Source organism: Shewanella sp. SR43-4, assembly GCF_014163845.1.
In the GTDB taxonomy this organism is placed as follows: domain Bacteria; phylum Pseudomonadota; class Gammaproteobacteria; order Enterobacterales; family Shewanellaceae; genus Shewanella; species Shewanella vesiculosa.
Window position 1 is genome coordinate 57,452 of record NZ_JACJEB010000008.1, and the last position, 16,182, is coordinate 73,633.

The 16,182-nt window shown below is 42.6% G+C and carries 15 protein-coding genes; 9 read left to right on the top strand and 6 right to left on the bottom strand.

All coding sequences use genetic code 11. The features are described from left to right. The first annotated feature begins 4 nt into the window (after window positions 1–4). The 5 genes from H5123_RS10800 to H5123_RS10820 all read left to right on the top strand — a co-directional run bounded on the left by H5123_RS10800 (window position 5) and on the right by H5123_RS10820 (window position 4,631). A complete protein-coding gene (locus tag H5123_RS10800; protein ID WP_124016856.1) occupies window positions 5–244 on the top strand; it encodes a DUF4266 domain-containing protein in 240 nt (79 codons plus the stop codon). Continuing rightward, complete coding sequence (locus H5123_RS10805) at window positions 235–1,533, top strand: DUF3570 domain-containing protein (protein WP_182697967.1); 1,299 nt, start codon at window positions 235–237, stop codon at window positions 1,531–1,533. The genes H5123_RS10800 and H5123_RS10805 overlap by 10 nt, the downstream gene beginning before the upstream one ends. A gap of 77 nt (window positions 1,534–1,610) precedes the next feature. Further along, window positions 1,611–2,489 carry an FAD:protein FMN transferase gene (locus H5123_RS10810; RefSeq protein ID WP_182698056.1) on the top strand — a complete coding sequence of 293 codons (879 nt, stop codon included), beginning with the start codon at window positions 1,611–1,613 and terminating at the stop codon, window positions 2,487–2,489. A gap of 6 nt (window positions 2,490–2,495) precedes the next feature. Next, the gene (locus tag H5123_RS10815) at window positions 2,496–3,155 is read left to right on the top strand and encodes a response regulator transcription factor (protein WP_124016858.1); all 660 of its coding nucleotides are present in this window, start codon (window positions 2,496–2,498) and stop codon (window positions 3,153–3,155) included. A gap of 78 nt (window positions 3,156–3,233) precedes the next feature. Next, the gene (locus H5123_RS10820) at window positions 3,234–4,631 is read left to right on the top strand and encodes an ATP-binding protein (protein ID WP_124016859.1); all 1,398 of its coding nucleotides are present in this window, start codon (window positions 3,234–3,236) and stop codon (window positions 4,629–4,631) included. A gap of 93 nt (window positions 4,632–4,724) precedes the next feature. Here H5123_RS10820 and H5123_RS10825 read toward each other — a convergent pair whose 3' ends face one another. The 4 genes from H5123_RS10825 to H5123_RS10840 all read right to left on the bottom strand — a co-directional run bounded on the left by H5123_RS10825 (window position 4,725) and on the right by H5123_RS10840 (window position 8,722). After that, window positions 4,725–6,224 carry a DUF3300 domain-containing protein gene (locus H5123_RS10825; protein ID WP_259395639.1) on the bottom strand — a complete coding sequence of 500 codons (1,500 nt, stop codon included), beginning with the start codon at window positions 6,222–6,224 and terminating at the stop codon, window positions 4,725–4,727. Between the two features lie 142 nt (window positions 6,225–6,366). Then, entirely contained in the window at window positions 6,367–7,695 is a 1,329-nt protein-coding gene (locus tag H5123_RS10830; protein WP_182697968.1) for an ATP-binding protein, read from the bottom strand. Then, a complete protein-coding gene (locus tag H5123_RS10835; protein ID WP_182697969.1) occupies window positions 7,688–8,371 on the bottom strand; it encodes a response regulator transcription factor in 684 nt (227 codons plus the stop codon). Before H5123_RS10835 ends, H5123_RS10830 begins: the two co-directional genes overlap by 8 nt. Window positions 8,372–8,374: 3 nt before the next feature. Next, entirely contained in the window at window positions 8,375–8,722 is a 348-nt protein-coding gene (locus H5123_RS10840) for a PepSY domain-containing protein (protein ID WP_235781925.1), read from the bottom strand. Between the two features lie 293 nt (window positions 8,723–9,015). On the opposite strand from H5123_RS10840, the gene H5123_RS10845 reads away from it, so the two are divergent. Continuing rightward, entirely contained in the window at window positions 9,016–9,897 is an 882-nt protein-coding gene (locus H5123_RS10845) for a choice-of-anchor H family protein (protein WP_259395641.1), read from the top strand. A 106-nt stretch (window positions 9,898–10,003) separates the two neighbouring features. Further along, window positions 10,004–10,681, top strand: coding sequence for an OmpA family protein (locus tag H5123_RS10850; protein ID WP_124016863.1), 678 nt, complete (start codon window positions 10,004–10,006; stop codon window positions 10,679–10,681). Window positions 10,682–10,751: 70 nt separating this feature from the next. On the opposite strand, the gene H5123_RS10855 is transcribed toward H5123_RS10850, so the two are convergent. Together H5123_RS10855 and xseA are read right to left on the bottom strand one after the other, a co-directional pair. Further along, on the bottom strand, window positions 10,752–10,988 hold the full coding sequence (locus tag H5123_RS10855; RefSeq protein ID WP_182698070.1) for a hypothetical protein: 237 nt from the start codon (window positions 10,986–10,988) through the stop codon (window positions 10,752–10,754). A gap of 42 nt (window positions 10,989–11,030) precedes the next feature. Beyond that, the gene (gene xseA, locus H5123_RS10860; protein WP_182697971.1) at window positions 11,031–12,371 is read right to left on the bottom strand and encodes an exodeoxyribonuclease VII large subunit; all 1,341 of its coding nucleotides are present in this window, start codon (window positions 12,369–12,371) and stop codon (window positions 11,031–11,033) included. A gap of 118 nt (window positions 12,372–12,489) precedes the next feature. Here xseA and guaB point away from each other — a divergent pair, with 118 nt between their 5' ends. After that, the gene (guaB, locus tag H5123_RS10865) at window positions 12,490–13,962 is read left to right on the top strand and encodes an IMP dehydrogenase (protein ID WP_124016866.1); all 1,473 of its coding nucleotides are present in this window, start codon (window positions 12,490–12,492) and stop codon (window positions 13,960–13,962) included. Between the two features lie 103 nt (window positions 13,963–14,065). Beyond that, a complete protein-coding gene (gene guaA / locus H5123_RS10870) occupies window positions 14,066–15,643 on the top strand; it encodes a glutamine-hydrolyzing GMP synthase (RefSeq protein ID WP_124016867.1) in 1,578 nt (525 codons plus the stop codon). The last annotated feature ends 539 nt before the right edge of the window (window positions 15,644–16,182 follow it).

The following is a 16,182-nucleotide window of genomic DNA, read 5'->3' on the forward strand; positions in this document are numbered from 1 at the left end:
ACTCATGACGAAAGCGTTTTATCAACCCTTAGCCAAGGCGGCAGTGGCGTTAGCCATTGTCAGTAGTTTGGCTGGATGTTCAAGCCTAGGTGTACAACCTTGGGAAAAAGATCAATTAGCCAGAGCTGACATGGCCTTAAACAGCGAAAAACTCGATCTTGCCTTAGATGACCATATTTATTTCAGTAAAGAAGGCACCAGCGGTGGGCGTTCATTAGCGGGTGGAGGTTGTGGATGCAACTAACATCTAAGCAAAATATTGCCAGTGCATTGGCGTTAGCGAGCTGCAGTCTACTGAATCAACAGGTGAGTGCTGCAGAAGCTACTCCTGCAAATGATGATTGGAAAGTCGATGCTGCCATTATGTATTATGGTGAGCAAGACCGCGTGCAAGCTGCAGAAGCCATTGGTAATGTGCAAAAAGCCTTTGGCGAAACTTCACTCCTAGACATGAAAATTGTAGTCGACAGCTTAACAGGCGCATCGGCTTCTGGTGCGGTTGCCCAAGACGAAAGCCAAACCTTTACTCGTCCTTCAGGCGACGGCCAATATACCGTTGGCTCAGGTGAAACGCCGCTTGACGATACCTTTCACGATACCCGGGTACAGCTAAGCGCTAATTGGCAAGAAGTGCTTAACCAAGATTGGACGGGTAATGTCGGTGTGTACGGCTCTAAAGAGTTCGATTACCTCTCTATGGGGATTAATGCGGGCCTTGAGCGCAGCTTCAATAAAAACAACACGACGGTGTCGTTGTCTGGCGCGTTCAGTAATGATGTGGTTGATCCTGTTGGCGGTCGCCCAGTAGCCATGTCACAAATGGTGTTTCGGGGTAATTATGCCAGTGATGCCGATTATCAAGCCGCATTTGATCAAACTCGTTTAGCGGGTGATGATACTAAGCAAACGAGCGATATTATGTTCGGTGTCACTCAGATTATTAATCGTAATTGGTTAATGCAGGCTAACTATGGTTTATCCAGTGTGTCTGGTTACATGACTGACCCGTATAAAATTCTTAGTGAAGTTGATGCTAATGGTCAAACACAAGCTTACCGTTATGAAAATCGTCCTGATTCACGCTTGAAACACAGTGTGTTTTTACTTACCAAAGGTGCTTTAGATTCTGGTGTAGTCGATTTTTCATATCGTTACAGTACTGACGATTGGGATATTCAATCACATACGTTAGAAACCCATTATCGCTATTACTTTAGCCCAAGCATCTACGGACAATTACATTTACGTTATTACCAACAGCAGGCTGCTGAGTTTTATCGACCATTCTTAATGAGTGGCGATGCCATACCTGAGTATGCCAGCGCAGATTATCGTATTGGTGATATGACGGCATATACCATTGGGCTTAAATTTGGTCAGCGTTTATCCGGTGGACATGAGTTAAGTTATCGTATTGAGTATTATCAGCAAAATCCTGAAAATAATGGTACGCAATTACCGGGGCAGTTACAGAACTATGATTTATTCCCAGCAGTGAAGGCAATTGTAGCTCAAGTGAGTTATTCGTTTTAAGATGGATGTTATATCCATAAAACGAGTCACTTTACGTGCATAAACGGCTAACTACAGTGTTAAAAGCCCCAGAGGCGATGAGCTTACAGACTCGTCCTTGGGGCTTTTTAGGTTCATTTAACGCTATGGCAAGCCCATGCGAATTGTTAATGGCGGTGAATGACGAACATGTAGCTCGGCAAATGCTCAATATTGCTTATGATGAAGCTAAGCGTATAGAAAATAAGTTTAGTCGTTTTATTGAAGGTAATGTGGTGTGGCAGTTAAATCATGCCCACGGTGACACAACAGTTATTGATGCCGAAACCCTTCATTTATTTACCTTTGCTAAACAATGTTTTCAATTAAGCGAGACAGCATTTGATATCAGCGCTTGCCCATTAATGGCCCTATGGCGTTTTGATGGCAGCCATTGTGTACCGCTACAAACTGAGATTGATAAAGCCTTAGATCAAGTTGGCTTTGAACGTATTGCATTGACTAACACTAGCGTTCATATGCCGGCTGAAATGAGTGTCGATTTTGGCGGTATAGGTAAAGAATATGCCGTTGATCGCACCGCAAATATATTGGCTCAACGTTGGCCTGATACGTCGGTATTAGTTAATTTTGGTGGTGATATTGCTTGTCCGGTCTCCAAAGCGGATGGCTGGCAGGTGGGGATTGAAAACCCGCAGAAGCTTGATAACGCTGCAGCACTATTAACTATCCGTCAGGGTGCTCTCGCGACCAGCGGCAATACTCGACGTTATATAGAAGTGAACGGTAAGCGTTATGGGCATATTATTAATCCTCAAAATGGTTATCCGATAGAACAGGCGCCATTATCGGTTACTGTACTCGCGCCAAATTGTGTTATGGCGGGAATGTTAGCCACGATGTCGATGTTAAAAGGGCCAGATGCTGAAGCGTTTTTACAGCAGCAAGGTGTCGATTTTAAGGTATTTAGGGGATAAGTCATCATGCGCGTGTTACTGGTTGAAGACAATAAACTACTCGCCCAAGGCGTGATGCTGAGTTTGGCCAAAGAAGGTATCCAGGTTGATCATCTGCCGTCCTATAAGCAGGCGGAGGTAGCTCTGAATAATGAAGATTTTAGCGCGATTATTCTCGATTTGGGGTTGCCTGATGGCAATGGCGCTGACTTACTAAAACTGTGGCGTCGTAACGGTATCTCGTTACCGATTATTGTACTCACTGCAAATACTGATTTTGATACACGTTTGATGTGTTTAGATATTGGCGCAGACGATTATTTAAGTAAACCTTTTGATGTCAGAGAGCTTATTGCAAGATTACGCGCTATTATTCGACGTCAGCATGGTCTAGACAATAATCAATTTAGTTATGGCGCGCTTAATATTGATTTTGCCCGCTGTGAAGTACATTTTCGCGGCGTGTTAGTGTCACTCTCTCGGCGCGAGTATCAATTATTGCTCGAGTTTGCTCAATCTGCTGGACGGGTATTAACCCGTAATCAACTTGAACAATTAACTTATGGTTGGGATGAAGTCGGCAGTAATTCGATCGAGGTGCATATTCATCACCTACGCAAAAAAACTGCCACCGAATTAATTAAAACTGTACGTGGTATAGGCTACATTTTAACGGAAACGGTATAATCTTTTTCGTGACAAGTGGTCAGTAAACAGCGTAACACCTAAATCGCGCGATGATGCTATTCAATACCATAGGACATTATGTTTTCATTACGATTATTATTAAGTTTGCTCATGCTGGTGGGGATTGTCCTCACCGTGACGTTTTCGAGCATCTTGAGCACCCGTGATGCGACGCATGAAGTTGAAGAGTTATTTGATGCACAGATGATCCAAACTTCGAAAATGCTAGAAAAGTTTTATGTTGATCATCTAACGCAAGCGCAATTAGCTCAGCTTGTTCTCAAGCCTATCCTGTTCCATGTTGATGATTCGAAAGTCGACACATTTGCCGAACAAGCTAACCCTATCACCTTATCTTATGAGCATAAGTTGTCATTTCAATTACTGTCTAGCACCGGGCAGTTACTGGCTTACTCTGACAGTTCTGGCGATCAACTATTAACTAACTTTACTCAAGGTTATGATACTCGTCGTATCGGTAATGATTTATGGCACGTATACAGTTTTTTTTCATTGCCGCAGCAGGTATGGATAGTTACCGCACAGCGTGATGATGTCAGACAGGAGTTAGTATCATTAATCATCAGTAATACTTGGCGATCGCCATTGATCATTACGCCGATCATGATGTTTTTTATGTTGGCGTTAACTTACTACCTATTTAAACCGGTAAAATTATTAGAACGTCATTTAGACAATCGTCCTGCCCAAGACCTAACCCCAATCAATTTCACGTTACCAACAGAGTTAGCGTCGACACAAAAAGCACTTAACAGTTATTTGCAGCGTATTAGCGAGACGATGATCCGTGAGCGTCGTTTTAGCGCAGACGCTGCACACGAGCTGAAAACACCGTTAGCGATTATTAAGTTACATAGCGACGGCTTAAGTGATGTATTGTCCAGCCAAGCCCCTGATGTTCAACTTGCGACCTTGGCCTATATAGAAGCCATAGGTGAGGGCGTAAACCGTATTAATCATATGGTAGAGCAGTTGTTACTGTTGTCGCGGGTTGATGCGATTGAAGCGTTAAATCAAACAGATTGTAAGCTACAAGACATCATTGATAACGTGATAAATCAGTTATTACACGTGATTGCTGATTATGAATGGCATATTGATATTCCTGCGGACATGACCATTAACGCCGATGCGTTTTACCTTGAGTTAGTCCTGAAAAATATTATTGAAAATGCCTGCAAATACAGTCCTGCGGAATCATTAATTACCATTAAGGCTTCTCAGGATGATGAGTACACAATGATTTGTGTGCTTGATCAAGGTCGTGGGATGTCTGCTAAGGAGATAGCCTTAGCCAAAAATCGATTTTATCGTGTTGATGAAAATGCTTCTCAAGGAGCGGGTCTAGGTTTGTCTATTTGCCAGCACATTATCAGCTTACATCATGGGGAGTTGATCTTTAATCAAGTCGATCCTCATGGGCTTGATGTGTGTATCGTATTGCCACGAGTTTAGTTCAATATCGTTAATTTTGATGACGTTAGTTTAAAAAAACAACATGGCAAACACACTTTGCTCATGTTGTTTTTTTCGCAATCGATTAAGTGTTTACTCTCTTTCTCTTGATGGCTTTATATCCCTTGATTGGCTTGTGCGATGTGATGAATTATCACGTTGCTGATTAACCGATCGTGAAACTTGCTGAGATGTGGAGCGGGATGTATCGCGCACTTGCTGTCTCTTTGGTTCGTTTGTGCGTATTTGTTTCACTTGCTGTTGTTGATTGCGCATAGTGTTAACCTGCGGCTCACGCACTTTTTCAACTCGAGTATTACGCTGAGCTTGTTGTAATTCTTGAGTGCGCGGTTTGCTTGTCATATTTGCGACCGGTTTTGCCTCATATTTAGGCCCAGTTTGGGCCACATCGCGCTGACGACTGTAGCTTGACTTCATTGGTTCGCCTTTACGATCAAACGATTTTACCTGTGCAACTGGTTGACGCTGCTGACTTAATTCGCGCTTTAGTTGGGTACTTCTGTGTTCAACAGCATCATTGCGATTGACACTTTTAAGCGCTGATTTGTCACTATGCTTGTCCTGCTTAGCGTAATTGACTTGATTATGTTGATCGTTCACCTTGGTTGAGTAATGGCGTGGCTCATTGGCTAGCTGGCGCTTAGGTTCGCGTGAATAACTTACTTGCTGGTTACGTTTTTCATAATGGCCATTATAACGTTTGCTGATCACTTGGCTGTGGTACGCCACACCTTTGCGATGTTTAGGCTTATGTTGCCAATGTTGTGCACCATGGCTGTAACTTATTTTCCGTGGTGTGTAGTAACGGTAGTTTTGATGTACAGGTACGGCGATTACGCGGCGGTCATGCCAATGAAAACCACTAAAAAAGAAGTTAAAACTGATGTGTACGCCGGTGTCCCAGTAAATAGCGCTGTGGTTAGGGCGGTAGTGCACATAAGCTGGTGCACTCCAGTAAACGGGCGGGTAACGGTTCCAGCGCCAATCACCATAAACAATGCGACTGTCGTAATAAGGTACATAGACAATTTCAGGGCGAACCGACTCAATAATGATCCGACGCTCAACCCGCGACACTTTGACTTGCTCAAGGTCGGCTAAGTTATTGGCCTTATCGGCTTGTTGTCTCAGCGACTGAATGGTATCTAGCATGCGGCCTTCGTCTTGTAAAAAGGCATCTCCTACGCTTTGTGTCCAGGCTAAGTCATCATTTAAGCGTTGCAGTACATTGGGAAATGCCACTAGGGCTTTGACGCTTGGATCCCAGTCTTGTGACTCGACCTCTATCATGATTTGCTTCGTATCACGATCGCCTTGGTTTGATAACCAACGCTTAGCTTGAACAATTTCTAATGGATATGTTGACGCAATGAGGATGTGAGTTAATAAGCTGTCTGGATATAGCGCAATAGGCGCAAGCATTTGTGCCAACTCAGCATCACTGACCGCATCATCTGCAGCTGTGTAAGTGAGGTTATTAGTTGGCTGCGCCGCTTGCACACTTGTTAATGGCATACAAACCAGAGCTAAGGCAAGTAGCGCCTGAGCGGGTGCGTGAATGGCTTTTTTCATGTTATCTCCAGTGTCATTTATGACTGTTAAGCCAATCATAACGAGCCGAAGATGAACATAAGCTGAAGGCTAACCGAGAGAGTTAAACTATATAGTCAGGTTTAGCTAGAAATGAGTTATCTATTCATCAGATTATTAGACACTAATGCGTAAATTCAAATTCAAATTTGGCGCCGCCCAATGAGGTCGATTGACTTACGGTAAGCTTACCGTGATAACTATCGACCAGGTCGCGCACAATCGCTAAGCCAATACCATGACCTTGATCGTATGTATCAGCGCGTATGCCTCGTTCGAAAATTTGCTGCTGCTTGTCTTCAGGTACTCCTGCACCGTCGTCTTCCACACTAATCAGAAGGCTATTAGGCCCTTGCTTAACCGTTAGTTTTACTTGGGCATTTGCGGCTTTACAGGCATTGTCTAACACATTGCCGAGCATTTCTGTTAAATCGGCTTCATCACCTTTGAAACGTGCATTGTGATCGCCTTGGTAATCAATGCTGAGTTGTTGCTGTTGGTATATCTTAGTTAAGGTTCTAACTAATCTCACGCTTATACTGTCAACACTGATCCCCAAATGCCACGCGCTACCCGCAGCACTTTGTGCGCGCCTAAGCTGATAGGCAATAATTTGATTTATGCGGTTAATTTGCTCGAGCGAGGCCTCGCTTAAGTTAGCTTGGGTTTGCATTACCGCCAAAGGGGTTTTTAAACTGTGGGCTAAATCGGCCAGGGCATTACGATAGCGTTTACGCTGATTTTGTTCGGTTTGCAATAAGGTGTTTAATTGCTTAGCGACTTTTTGCAGCTCAACAGGGTAGTGGGTGCTTAGCTGCATCGATGTCCCTTGCTCTACTGCACTCAGTTCTTGGCTAAATTTCCCCAAGGGTTTTAGAGTCCATAATAACCAGCTTAATTGTACTATCAACAATAGGGCCGTTAAGATCAGTAACCAAGTCCATAAGGTATTAGAGAATTTTTGGATTTGTTGAAGGTATTCCTGTTTATTTTTTATAATGTGTAGCGTCATGGTAAAAGGCTGTTCGCTGGTGGCAAAACTCACGCTAAAGCTATATATCAACTGAGGTTTATCATTAATCATGATCGAGTCGAAGGTGCTTCTGCCCGTTGCTGGTTTAGGCAGATTAATTGGCGTGTTTAGGCCCAAAAATGAATTTGAGGTCCACAATAGCTGATTGTCTTTGGTGGTGATTAACGCATAAAGACCTGATCCAATGACATTAAATTGGTTTTCAAGTAAATGTGATGGCATTTGTAATTGGTTATTTTCCACTTCGGCCATGGCCAAGACCGAGTAAATATAAGCTTTTAATTGATTTTTGGCGGCGACATTCACCTGGGTCTCAAAGGCATTGTTTACTGTCATGCCAATAATCGGCAGCAACACCAATATTAACAATAAGGCGCTGACAACAATGCGAATTTTAAGCGAGTTGAGTAGATTATGCATTTGGGTCTAATTGGCGCAGACGATATCCCTGACCGCGGAGCGTTTCAATTAATTGGTACTGATTGTCAGGGTCGAGTTTTTTACGTAAACGGCGAATGAAAACCTCAATCACATTCGAGTCTAAATCAAAATCTTGATCATAAATATGTTCAATTAAACGGCTTTTTGAATGCACTGAACCTGGATGTAACATTAGGTATTCAAACAGTTTGTATTCAGAACCACTGAGGTTAATGATTTGCTCGCCCTGTTTAATTTCTAAACTGCGAGTATTGATACTAAAGGGACCATTTTGGATAATAGGGCTTGCTTTACCTGCCGAACGGCGAATTAACGCATTAATGCGAGCAACCAGTTCTTCGAGCTGAAATGGCTTACTTAAATAATCATCGGCACCGGCATCTAATCCAACTACTTTATCTTGCCAACTGTCTCGAGCGGTTAAAATGATTATCGGGTAGCTAATGTCTTGCTCGCGTAATTGGGTGATTAATGACAAGCCATCGAGTTTTGGTAAACCGACGTCGATAATGGCGACATCGTATTGATATTCTTGAGCTTGAAATAAGCCTTCTTCGCCATCATTAGCTACATCAACAGTATATTGCGCTTCGATAAGGTGTTGTTTGATGTTCTGTTGCAAGGCTAAATCGTCTTCGACTAATAATAATCTCATGGGTTAGTTCCTTGTCACTGCGCCATTGGTGGCATCGACTAATACATAGAAAATAACCCCATCATTGGTGAGTAGTTTAATCCGATACCCAGTATGTCCATTAACGTTAGCCGATTGTACTTTTAACACTTTGCCAGAATAACGACTTTGCGCTATTTGTACCGCATGTTGAGCACTTGCCACGACGAGGTTACTGTTCTGATTATTGTTTTGGCGATTATTATTAGGGCCGGGAGAGTGGCTAGCATGGGGCGATGAATACCATGCCGCATAAGACGGTACCGACGTGAGTGACAGTATCGTTAATATTAGGCCTAACATGATGGCATTTATGTTGAGCATACGCTGCATATTGTGATCCCTAATAACCTCAGTATTGCCAGTGTAAAAGATCCCTTTCTATATAGAAACATCTACTTAACCTAATCGATAAAATAGCCATAGGCACAAATAGCTGATTTGTCATCGCAGTATACGTTCTGACAGATGAACATTAGCTGAATCATTTACAGACACCTTGAAGTTTCTTGCTAGTCACGCATAAATAGATGATTGTTTTGGTTGTTATGATTAGCCTATGTTCAGCTTATGTTCATTTCCATTAGGTTTTAATGGCCTCAATATCAAGACAGCGAGGAATGAACATGAAGCATAATAAAACTAACATAGCCCAGATATCGGTAATGAATACCCAAATAAAATGGGGCTTAGGCTTATGTGTTGCCAGTGCGCTTTGGTTGAGCTCGCCTGTAGCACAAGGCGCCGAGCGGATAGCTGAACAAGGCCTAGGAACTTACAGCCAAGCAAGGGGCATTAACCTTAAAACCCCAGAGTCTGATGCCGATAAGCAAGCTAGGATGATGGTGTTACATGAACAAGCTAAGTTGCAAAACCTTGATGGCAACATCAAGGTAAAAATGACTCGCGAACAGGTACTGGCTAAAAATAAAAAATCTGCTGCCACAGCTGAAAACCAGCAAAAACGAGTATTAGCGCAGCAGAATCAGGTGGTTTACTACGATTTCTCCTTCTACGGTGCGAATTCATATTTACTGGAAGATTACGATTACGACGGTTTTTATCAAACCTTTAGCGTGACTTTTGATGCAGATATAAATAGCAGTGCGGGCGATATTCAGGCCGATGTGTTTGCAGAACTCTATTTGAGTCAAGATGGTGGTCCCTGGATTCATTACTACTCAACCGATGTTTTCACCTTACATGCAGACTCTAGCCATGATGACTATGAAGTGCTGACGACATTGGCTAATGGCTATCAAACCGATCATTATGATGTGTTGATCGATTTATATGAGTTGGGGTATGCCGATCCTGTCGCAACGATTAGTAGTGATCAATCTAATGCACTGTATGCTCTGCCGCTTGAAAGTAGTGATCGAGATGCGGTTTATGTTGATGAGGTCTATATCGAAACGGAACATTCTGGCGGGACCTTATCTTGGTTAAGCATTGCGTTGCTTGCCGGAGTGATAGGTTTGCGTAGACGTTTTATTAATAAAATATAACGAAAGCCTTAAGCTTTTCTAAGTTATACTTAACCTTTTTGATTTTAATTAGTTTTTATTGTGTCAGTTTCACTTATCCATGATGGATAAGTCGTTAGGAGTGAGTATGTTAGTAAAATTAAATACATCATTATTATGCAGTTCATTAATTGGTTCGGCGCTCTTGTTGTCAGGTTGCCAATTACCTAATCCTTATACCGGTGAATCAGAAAACACGAAAGCGACTAATGGCGCTATGATTGGCGCTCTGTCTGGTGCTGCTATTGGTGTACTTTCATCAAGCAAAAGTGATCGCGGTAAAGGTGCTTTAATTGGTGCTGCATCTGGCGCTGCTGTTGGTGGTGGTATTGGTTATTACATGGATGTGCAAGAAGCTGAATTACGTAAACAGCTAAAATCAACTGGTGTGAGTGTAACTCGCAACGGTGACAACATTGTACTAAACATGCCTAATGAAGTGACCTTTGCGGTTGATCAAACTGTATTAAGTGCACGCGCTAAATCAGTATTAAACAGCGTTGTATTAGTGGCCAAAGAATATGATGATACTCGCTTGAATGTAATTGGTTATACCGACAGTTCAGGTTCAGATTCTTATAACTTACGTTTGTCACAAGTACGAGCGAGTGAAGTTGCACAATATATCACTAGCCAAAAAGTCAGTGGTTCACGTGTGTCTTCTACTGGTATGGGTGAGTCAAGCCCAATTGCGAGCAACTCTACCGAGCAAGGTCGTTCGCAAAATCGTCGTGTAGAAATTGTATTAACGCCAATCGGTAAGTAAACCCGTTAGTAAGCGTTAACAAATGCCATCGTAAGATGGCATTTTTATATGTGATGCGCTACGGGTTCAGTCAACATATCCGCGGTATTGTGGAAAATTCAAAAATAATTTCACTTCTTCGACAGTAATCTCGGTCGAACTCATTTTCTTTTAATTGAGGCTTAAGATTAAAACAGCCAAGTTTTTTACGTCGAGATATTTCGTCGCATAATTGCTTATATCGTTCAGGAAAAGCTTGTTTATTAATGTTGCGCTCAACATCGAGTAACTCATCATCCTTGTATTGCCGATAATCTATCTGTTTCACGCTATGTCCTTGCGCACCATTTTTTCAACGAGATCATATTGTTTATTTGGTAGAGATATCTGTCACGGTTGAGGTGACACTTCCTTGCTTTAACCGAGTATGAATCACATCACCATTGCTTAACTGATTGGCATTTTCAACGACATGATCATTGGTACTTGTGATTGAATAACCCCGGCTCAGTGTTGCCAGTGGGCTGACGGTATCAAGTTTATGTGCTGCTTGTGTAAGCCGTAATTCAGCTTGTTTAAAGCAGTCTTTGCTGGCGTCATTAAAACGTTCAATTAAATATCCAAGCCGCTGTTTTTCTAAGGTTAGGGTATTAATAGGTGAACGTTGTTGTAAGCGATTATGCAATTGCTGATGGCGCAATGTTAAGCGGCTGAATTTATGCTGTAAGGCATTTTCTAGGCGCATTTGCATTTCATCAAAACGCTGCTCAAATTGTTGCAGTTTACGTTGTGGCTCATGACGTTGTAGTTGATGAGATAACTGAGTTAATCGACCATACTGCTGTAATTGATAATGTTTCATACCCTGTTGCAAGCGTGATAACAGCAGGGCTAATTTTTCAGTTTTATTACCTTTGTCTTTTGATAATAACTCGGCACCAGCTGATGGGGTTGGTGCACGCACATCGGCAACATAATCGCTAATAGTGGTATCAATCTCGTGGCCGACGGCACTAATAATGGGTAAGGCACTGTTATAAATAGCATGGGCTAAATGTTCGCTGTTAAAACACCATAAATCTTCCAATGATCCGCCACCACGGGTAAGCAACAGCACATCAACTTCCATGCGTTGATTGGCAGTGACAATTGCTTGGCAGATTAAGTGGCTGGCCGTTGCACCTTGAACTTGAGTTGGGTATATAACCACTTCAATAGAGGGATCTCGACGTGCTAACACATGCAAGATATCTCGCAGTGCCGCGCCTGTTGCCGAGGTGATAACCCCAATACGTTGAATGTTATTTGGAATAGGGCGTTTGGTTTCTAGTGCAAACAAACCTTCAGCAGCCAGTTTAAGCTTTAACGCTTCAAATTCTTGCGCCAGTAATCCATCACCCGCCGGGAGCATAGACTCCAGCAGTAATTGATAGTCACCACGAGGCTCATAGACACTAATGGCACCTTTAACTAAGACTTGTTGACCATTGACGGGTTTAAAGCGCACCGATTGATTACGGCCCTTAAACATCGCACAGCGAACTTGTGAATGAGCGTCTTTTAAAGTCAGATACCAATGCCCTGAACTTGGCGATGAAAAGTTTGATATTTCGCCATTTAGCCAAATTTTACCTATTTGACCTTCAAGAATATGCCGCACTTCGCTATTTAATTGCGAAACACTATAAACATTGTTTTTTGTGGCACTCATGAATATTCTCATTCTAACGTTAATAAAAATCTATTTTCCATTTACCAACTGCAATATGCAAGGTATAATCTCGCCGCAATATTTCACCCAAATCCTACTCAACTAGGGAGATGTTGCCATGCTACGTTTACTGAAAGATGCACTAACTTTTGACGATGTATTGTTAGTTCCTGCCCACTCGACTGTACTCCCTAATACCGCGGTTCTTAAAACTCGTTTAACCAATAAAATCGAATTAAATATTCCACTTGTGTCTGCTGCTATGGACACTGTGACTGAATCTCGCCTTGCTATCGCGATGGCGCAAGAAGGTGGTTTAGGTTTTATTCATAAAAATATGAGTATTGAGCAGCAAGCCGAAGAAGTCCGAAGAGTTAAAAGTTATGAAGCCGGTATTGTTCAAGATCCCGTCACTGTAACGCCAGCAACCACCTTAACCGATTTACGCTTATTAACAGAACGTAATGGTTTTGCCGGTTATCCCGTCGTTAATGATGCGCACGAGCTGGTGGGTATTATTACTGGCCGTGATGTACGTTTCGTGACCGACTGGAGCAAAACCGTTGCTGACATGATGACCCCAAAAGATCGTTTGGTCACAGTGGCTGAAGGCACCAAGCTCGATGAAGTGCAAAAATTAATGCATTCTCATCGTATTGAAAAAGTCTTAGTGGTTGACGGTAACTTCAAACTTAAAGGCTTAATCACTGTTAAAGATTTCGAAAAAGCTGAGCGCAAGCCAAATGCATGTAAAGACGAATTAGGTCGTTTACGTGTTGGTGCTGCGGTTGGTGCAGGTCCTGGTAACGAAGAGCGTGTTGATGCCCTTGTTAAAGCGGGTGTAGACGTATTATTGATTGATTCATCTCATGGTCATTCTGAAGGCGTATTACAGCGTATTCGTGATACTCGAGCTAAATACCCAGATTTACAAATTGTTGGCGGTAACGTCGCAACCGCTTCAGGCGCACTTGCGTTAGTAGAAGCTGGTGTTAACGCCGTTAAAGTTGGTATTGGCCCTGGTTCAATTTGTACGACTCGTATTGTGACAGGTGTTGGCGTTCCGCAGATTACTGCAGTTTCTGATGCAGCTGAAGCTGTGCTTGCGTTAGGCATTCCTGTGATTGCTGATGGCGGTATCCGTTTCTCTGGTGATTTAGCTAAAGCACTCGCTGCGGGTGCATCATGCATTATGGCCGGTTCTATGTTCGCTGGTACTGATGAGGCTCCAGGTGAAACTGAACTTTATCAAGGTCGTGCATATAAATCATACCGTGGCATGGGTTCACTTGGCGCAATGGGCCAAACTCAAGGTTCATCTGATCGTTACTTCCAAAGCGACAATGCTGCCGACAAGTTAGTCCCTGAAGGTATTGAAGGTCGTGTGCCTTACAAAGGTAAGTTGAAAGAAATTATTCATCAACACATGGGCGGCCTACGTTCATGCATGGGCTTAACCGGTTGTGCCACCATTAAAGATTTAAATGAAAAAGCACAGTTTGTAAAAGTGACTTCAGCAGGTATGGGTGAGTCTCATGTTCATGACGTGACCATTACCAAAGAAGCACCAAACTACCGTTCTGGTTCATAATTACTGTGAGGACGACATTTGTCGTCCTTCTGTTATTAGCGTTAATTTGCCCGTATCGATGTGATACGGGGTATTACACTTAATCAATATGTAAAGGTTACCCATGAGTAATATTCACGATCATAAGATTCTAATCCTCGATTTTGGTTCTCAGTACACTCAGCTTATTGCGCGTCGTATCCGTGAAATTGGTGTGTATTGTGAGTTATGGGCCTGGGATGTGAGCGAAGCGCAAATTCGTGAGTTTGCCCCAAATGGTATTATTTTAGCCGGCGGCCCAGAAAGTGTTACAGAAGACAATTCTCCTCGAGCTCCAGAATATGTCTTTACTGCTGGAGTACCTGTATTAGGTATTTGTTATGGCATGCAAACCATGTCTGAACAACTTGGTGGTAAAGTCATTAAAGGTGTGGGTGAAGGCGAATTTGGCTATGCTCAAATTGAATTGCAAACCACGTCAGCCTTATTCAAAAGTATTGAAGATGCTGTCAGTGCTGAAGGCAAACCACTGCTTGATGTGTGGATGAGCCATGGTGATAAAGTCTCCGCTATTCCTGAAGGTTTTGTGACCGTTGCTAAAACAGCTACGTGTCCGTTTGCCGCGATGGCAAATGAAGAGAAAGGTTTTTACGGTGTTCAGTTCCACCCTGAAGTGACTCATACTCGTCAAGGTCAGCGCATGCTAGAGCATTTCGCGTTGGAAATTTGTGCCTGTAAAGCCAATTGGAAACCATCATCAATTATTGAAGATGCGATTGAGCGCCTTAAAAAGCAAATCGGTGACGATGAAGTTATTCTTGGTTTATCAGGTGGTGTTGACTCATCAGTGGTGGCGATGCTGCTTCACCGCGCGATTGGTGACAAGCTAACGTGTGTGTTTGTTGATAACGGATTATTGCGTTTAAACGAAGCGGACCAAGTGTTAGAAATGTTTGGCGATCATTTCGGACTCAATATTATTCACGTTGATGCTGAAAACCGTTTCTTAGATGCCATGGCTGGCGAAGCAGAACCTGAAGCTAAGCGTAAAATTATTGGTCGGGTGTTTGTTGAGATTTTTGATGAAGAATCAAAGAAATGCGCGAATGCTAAATGGCTAGCTCAAGGTACTATTTATCCTGATGTGATTGAATCAGCGGGCAGTGCAACCGGTAAAGCTCATGTGATTAAGTCGCACCACAATGTTGGCGGGCTACCTGCCGATATGAAGATGGGTTTAGTTGAGCCACTGCGTGAGTTATTTAAAGATGAAGTGCGTAAGATTGGTTTGGAATTAGGCCTACCTTACAACATGCTTTATCGTCATCCGTTCCCAGGACCAGGTTTAGGTGTTCGTGTACTTGGCGAAGTGAAAAAAGAATATTGTGATTTATTGCGCAGTGCAGACGCTATCTTTATTGAAGAGCTACACAAGGCTGATTTGTATAATAAAGTGAGCCAAGCCTTTACCGTATTCTTACCCGTTCGCTCGGTAGGCGTAATGGGTGATGGCCGTAAATATGATTGGGTTGTATCGCTACGAGCGGTAGAAACTATCGACTTTATGACAGCGCATTGGGCACATCTACCATATGATTTCTTAGGTCGCGTTTCAAACCGCATCATCAATGAAGTCGATGGTATTTCACGAGTGGTGTACGATATATCAGGTAAGCCGCCAGCAACGATTGAGTGGGAATAATGTCATCTCACACAATAGCGAGTACTAACTTGCAATAAGTGATATTTAAGCCCATATTTTTATGGGCTTTTTTATTTTTTATTTCCTGAACATTTTTATTCGCACCAAGCTGCTTTAATAGAATATGACTCTGGGAATGATTTTTCGTTACCTTGGTATCTTCAGTGTCTTACTGCTCATGTGGTATATCCAACATCTTGCTAATCATCCATCAGTGACTTCCAGCCAAACATAATGGTTTTTCGGTTAGCCTTTCGCACATAATTAAGTTTTATTACGATAGGCTTAATTAATGGTATCTACATGAACTATATATAATTTAATCTATGTATAGAATCCTGTCTCATGAACTCAGCCCGTGTTACATTGCCAAGGATTTGCAGCGCTTTGGGACGTGTCATGCTTTGAAACATAGGTTTGCTCAGGTCCGCGCTGACCCCCTGAACAAAGGGAGCTATTTTGAATATTGACACTGGTATAGAGCTATTTTTAGCCTCAAACTGAAGCGGCAATCAATGGATACGGCTTTGATTTATCAC

What these genes read in the sequence shown, in the direction of transcription:
- H5123_RS10800 (WP_124016856.1), top strand. Translation starts at nt 5, where the DNA reads ATGACGAAAGCGTTTTATCAACCCTTAGCCAAGGCGGCAGTGGCGTTA.
- H5123_RS10805 (WP_182697967.1), top strand. Translation starts at nt 235, where the DNA reads ATGCAACTAACATCTAAGCAAAATATTGCCAGTGCATTGGCGTTAGCG.
- H5123_RS10810 (WP_182698056.1), top strand. Translation starts at nt 1,611, where the DNA reads ATGAGCTTACAGACTCGTCCTTGGGGCTTTTTAGGTTCATTTAACGCT.
- H5123_RS10815 (WP_124016858.1), top strand. Translation starts at nt 2,496, where the DNA reads ATGCGCGTGTTACTGGTTGAAGACAATAAACTACTCGCCCAAGGCGTG.
- H5123_RS10820 (WP_124016859.1), top strand. Translation starts at nt 3,234, where the DNA reads ATGTTTTCATTACGATTATTATTAAGTTTGCTCATGCTGGTGGGGATT.
- H5123_RS10825 (WP_259395639.1), bottom strand. Translation starts at nt 6,224, where the DNA reads ATGAAAAAAGCCATTCACGCACCCGCTCAGGCGCTACTTGCCTTAGCT.
- H5123_RS10830 (WP_182697968.1), bottom strand. Translation starts at nt 7,695, where the DNA reads ATGCATAATCTACTCAACTCGCTTAAAATTCGCATTGTTGTCAGCGCC.
- H5123_RS10835 (WP_182697969.1), bottom strand. Translation starts at nt 8,371, where the DNA reads ATGAGATTATTATTAGTCGAAGACGATTTAGCCTTGCAACAGAACATC.
- H5123_RS10840 (WP_235781925.1), bottom strand. Translation starts at nt 8,722, where the DNA reads ATGCAGCGTATGCTCAACATAAATGCCATCATGTTAGGCCTAATATTA.
- H5123_RS10845 (WP_259395641.1), top strand. Translation starts at nt 9,016, where the DNA reads ATGAAGCATAATAAAACTAACATAGCCCAGATATCGGTAATGAATACC.
- H5123_RS10850 (WP_124016863.1), top strand. Translation starts at nt 10,004, where the DNA reads ATGTTAGTAAAATTAAATACATCATTATTATGCAGTTCATTAATTGGT.
- xseA (WP_182697971.1), bottom strand. Translation starts at nt 12,371, where the DNA reads ATGAGTGCCACAAAAAACAATGTTTATAGTGTTTCGCAATTAAATAGC.
- guaB (WP_124016866.1), top strand. Translation starts at nt 12,490, where the DNA reads ATGCTACGTTTACTGAAAGATGCACTAACTTTTGACGATGTATTGTTA.
- guaA (WP_124016867.1), top strand. Translation starts at nt 14,066, where the DNA reads ATGAGTAATATTCACGATCATAAGATTCTAATCCTCGATTTTGGTTCT.